Source organism: Streptomyces silaceus (assembly GCF_001419745.1).
In the GTDB taxonomy this organism is placed as follows: Bacteria; Actinomycetota; Actinomycetes; order Streptomycetales; family Streptomycetaceae; genus Streptomyces; species Streptomyces silaceus.
In genome coordinates this window covers 1-2227 of sequence record NZ_LIRJ01000605.1, presented here as the reverse complement: position 1 = coordinate 2227, position 2227 = coordinate 1, and the positions used below count along the sequence as shown (strand labels likewise).

Sequence of the window (2227 nt, the reverse complement as noted above, 5' to 3'; positions counted from 1 at the left end):
GCCCCCGCCCCCGCTACCGGGGCAGCAGCTCCACGCGGACGTCCGCCGGGAAGCCCGTCGTCGGGCCGACCCGGCGGGCGAACTCGCTCACGCCCGCCAGCTGCTCGCCGCCGAAGCGGAAGTCGAGCGTCGTGAAGTACCGCTCCAGGACGCCGGCGTCGAAGGACTCCCAGCGCGCGGCCTGCTCGGCGACCTTCGTGACCTCGGCGAGCGAGAGGTCGCGGGAGGACAGGAAGGCCTGGTGGACCTCGCGCACGACCTCCGGTTCGCGCGTGGCGTAGTCGCGCCGTGCCGCCCAGACGGCGAAGACGAACGGCAGCCCCGTCCACTCCTTCCACATCTGCCCGAGGTCGTGCACCTCCAGGCCCAGGCGCGGCGCGTCGATCAGGTTCGCGCGCAGCGCCGCGTCCCCGATCAGGACGGCGGCGTCCGCCTCCTGCATCATCAGGCCGAGGTCGGGCGGGCAGGTGTAGTAGTCGGGCCGCACGCCGTACCGCTCGGCCAGCAGCAGCTGCGCGAGCCGCACCGAGGTGCGCGAGGTCGAGCCGAGCGCGACCCGGGCGCCGTCGAGGCGGTCCAGCGGCACCTGCGAGACGATCACGCAGGACATGACCGGGCCGTCGCAGCCGACCGCGAGGTCGGGGAAGGCGACGAGGTCGTCGGCGTTCTTGAGGAACTCGACGAGGGTGACCGGCGCGATGTCGAGGTCGCCCCGGACCAGCTGCTCGCTGAGCTTCTCAGGGGTGTCCTTCGTCAGCTCGAAGTCGAGGAGCGTCCCGGTCCGCGCGAGGCCCCAGTACAGGGGCATGCAGTTCAGGAACTGGATGTGGCCGACGCGGGGCCGGGGAATGCGGCGGGAGTGGGGCGGCTGTTCGGCGCCCGCCCCCGTGAAGGCGTCCAGGGGAGAATTGTCCACATCGGCGAGGCTAGCCCCACCGCGGTGCGGTGCGGCCCCTGGGGCCCCGGTGCGCCCCGTCAACCCCGTCGGGAGGTCCATCAAACCTCCGGGTGACGTGATCTTGCCCCCTATTGCATTCGGCTCGCTGCGTGCTAAGCTCGCCGCAAGTTGCAGTTTGGTTTCCCTTGCAGTACAGAGCCTGCGGAGCATGTGACCCCGCGGGCTCTCGTCGTTTTCAGACTTATGCAGTTGTTTAAACAATCGCTGGTTCTGGAGCAGGGCAACCCTTTGGCCCAAGGAGGGCTTATGGCTACCGGAACCGTGAAGTGGTTCAACGCTGAAAAGGGCTTTGGCTTCATTGCCCAGGAAGGCGGCGGCCCGGACGTCTTCGTCCACTACTCCGCGATCAACGCGAACGGCTTCCGCTCCCTCGAGGAGAACCAGGCCGTTTCCTTCGACGTGACGCAGGGCCCGAAGGGTCCGCAGGCGGAGAACGTCACCCCGATGTAATCGGGCGCTCCACGTGAGTGGGGCGTGTGATTGCTCCGGTGACCAGATCCGGAGATGGATAGCAGTACCCAAGGAGCCCTGCTCCCCCGTTCGCGGGGGAAGCGGGGCTCCTGCCTTTTCCGGGCCCGGGACCAGGGCCTCGGCCTCGTCCTCAGAGGGACGCGCGTGCCCTGACCGCGTCCGCCGGGTCCCAGCCCTCGCCGGGGACGGACGCCAGGAGCAGCTTGGTGTACGGGTCCTCGGGGGCGCTCAGGACCGCGTCCGTGGGGCCCTGCTCCACCACCCTGCCCCGGCGCATCACCAGGACCTCGTCCGTGACGTGCCGGACCACGGCCAGGTCGTGGCTGACGAAGACCAGGGCGACGCCGGTGTCCCCGCGGATCTCGTCGAGGAGCTTCAGGATCTGGGCCTGGATCGATACGTCGAGTGCGGCGACGGCCTCGTCGAGGACGAGGATCCGCGGGTCCACCGCGAGTGACCTCGCTATCGCCAGGCGCTGGCGCTGCCCGCCGGACAGCTCCCTCGGGCGGGCGCCGGCCTCTCTCGTGCCGAGGCCGACCTGGTCCAGGAGGGCCTCGGCCGGCGTCTCGTCCCTGCCGTGCAGGCGCAGGGCCGTGCGGACGCAGTCCCTCGCCGTGAGGCGCGGGTCCAGGGAGATGTAGGGGTCCTGGAAGACCATCTGGATCTCCCGGGCGCGGGCCAGTCTCGCCTGTTTTCCTCTGGGGGTACGGGCTTCGCGGGGGCGGCCCGCGACGGTCACGGTGCCGGTGTCCGGGCGGACGAGGCCCACGAGCATGCGGGCCACGGTGGTCTTGCCGG

General features: G+C 70.5%; 3 protein-coding genes. 1 reads left to right on the top strand and 2 read right to left on the bottom strand.

Annotated elements, in window-relative coordinates; all coding sequences use genetic code 11:
• Nucleotides 1–13 precede the first annotated feature (13 nt).
• Entirely contained in the window at nucleotides 14–901 is an 888-nt protein-coding gene (locus AOK22_RS37525; RefSeq protein WP_279617111.1) for a menaquinone biosynthetic enzyme MqnA/MqnD family protein, read from the bottom strand.
• Between the two features lie 303 nt (nucleotides 902–1204).
• Here AOK22_RS37525 and AOK22_RS37520 point away from each other — a divergent pair, with 303 nt between their 5' ends.
• Nucleotides 1205–1408: a cold-shock protein gene (locus AOK22_RS37520; RefSeq protein ID WP_006138897.1), complete on the top strand. Its 204-nt coding sequence runs from the start codon at nucleotides 1205–1207 to the stop codon at nucleotides 1406–1408.
• A gap of 151 nt (nucleotides 1409–1559) precedes the next feature.
• Here the strand turns inward: AOK22_RS37520 and AOK22_RS37515 are convergent.
• Nucleotides 1560–2227 (bottom strand): ABC transporter ATP-binding protein (locus AOK22_RS37515; protein WP_055703130.1); only part of this gene is annotated, 668 nt, incomplete at its 5' end.